The following is a 1,597-nucleotide window of genomic DNA, read 5'->3' as shown; positions in this document are numbered from 1 at the left end:
CCACCTCTTCCCATCCCGAACAGAGAAGTTAAGCCCGGTTGCGCCGATGGTACTGCAATGCAATGTGGGAGAGTAGGTAGCTGCCTTTTTTTAGAGAAGCCTCACGGAGAAATCCGTGAGGCTTTTTTTGGGGCCTATAGCTCATTTTGCAGGCTGAAAAGTGTCATGCCATTCGATATATACACATGTTTCGCCCATTCAAGATACCTTCAGCACTAAATTGACGATTCACATTGCTCAATAGCTCATTTTGCAGGCTGAGACATAGGTGTCTTTCCGATGTATACTAACTTTATGGGCATTTAAGTTGCCTCAAAATTCAAAGTTAGTATGTTCAAAATGAGATGTCGTGCGTGTGGTAGTACTCACACGAAAAAGAATGGTGTTCGCAAAGGTGTACAACTGTATAAATGTCAGGATTGCGGCTATCAGTTTCGCTCCGGTTTCCAAGTGAGCGATGATGAATTGTGGACTGCTTATCAACAACAGAAGCAGACGATCAATGAACTATCGGTACGCTTCAGGATAAGCCTCTCTACGGTCAAGCGTAGGTTGCATGACATCAAGTGTGAGTGGGTGCAACCTCCACTAAACGGAAGCGGTTTTGTCCATCTGGACGTAACGTATTGGGGTCGAAACTTCGGTGTGCTGCTCGCATTGGATACGGAGAGCGGAAAGCCTCTCTATCTGTCCTTTGCAAAGAGCGAGACAGTGAAGGACTATGAAGACGCAGTCGTCAGTATTGAGAAGCGTGGATATGTCATACGCGGTCTGATTATTGACGGGAAAAAGAGCCTCTTCAAGTCTTTCTCTGAGTACCATGTACAGATGTGCCAGTTCCACATGAAGCAGATTGTCAGAAGGTATCTTACGCAGAATTCGAGAATGCTGGCCAGCCGGGATTTAAAGGCTCTTGTGGACAGGCTGCATCGAATCCACGAGGCTGATTTCAGGAGCGAATATCAAGCATGGAAGGAAAAGTGGAAGGGTACGATAGAACACCGCAGCCTGCACAAGGACGGCAGGCTGCATTATACGCACCGACGGTTGAGGTCAGCCATGAACAGCCTTGATTTCTACTTGCCTTATCTCTTTACCTGTCAGCGGGAGGAATGCTGGGGAATGCCCAATACTAACAACAAGATTGAGGGAACATTCACTGACCTGAAGAAAAACTTGAACAATCATAGCGGACTTACACAAGAGAATCGCAAAAGGTTCATCAATGGGTTTTTCTTGGCATTGATAGAAACTCAAAGTATGAAAAAGCAGGAACCACACCCATAGTGGATCCTGTTCATACTTGTCGTTTTATACAATCCTATTCCTCATGGAGTTGCTCCCCAGCAGAGCCCCATTATGCTTCAGACTGCATGGCAAAGGTATATAAACTCTTTGAATATTCTGAATAAAGCCAGCCTGCAATTTGAGCTATTGAACACCTAATACAAAAAAACAGCCTGCAAAATGGGCGTAATGGACATTTGGTAGGCTGAAAAGCTCCAGATGTCCTTTATTTATTACCTTTGTGCCATTTGAAAACCTATGAATAAAAAACATGTGTATTCTGTGGCAGCTCAAATGTTAAAAAGAACGG

1 protein-coding gene and 1 rRNA gene are annotated in these 1,597 nt (G+C 44.6%); both read left to right on the top strand.

All coding sequences use genetic code 11. The features are described from left to right. Positions 1-89 (top strand): 5S ribosomal RNA (gene rrf / locus E0E16_RS13255); the annotation flags it as partial. A 241-nt stretch (positions 90-330) separates the two neighbouring features. Continuing rightward, the gene (locus tag E0E16_RS13250; RefSeq protein ID WP_130830677.1) at positions 331-1,287 is read left to right on the top strand and encodes an IS256 family transposase, variant Zn-binding type; all 957 of its coding nucleotides are present in this window, start codon (positions 331-333) and stop codon (positions 1,285-1,287) included. The last annotated feature ends 310 nt before the right edge of the window (positions 1,288-1,597 follow it).

Origin of the sequence: Prevotella rectalis (assembly GCF_900607215.1) — a bacterium.
GTDB classification, from domain to species: domain Bacteria; phylum Bacteroidota; class Bacteroidia; order Bacteroidales; family Bacteroidaceae; genus Prevotella; species Prevotella brunnea.
This window is presented reverse-complemented; position numbering and strand designations above follow the sequence as displayed.

What these genes read in the sequence shown, in the direction of transcription:
- E0E16_RS13250 (WP_130830677.1), top strand. Translation starts at nt 331, where the DNA reads ATGTTCAAAATGAGATGTCGTGCGTGTGGTAGTACTCACACGAAAAAG.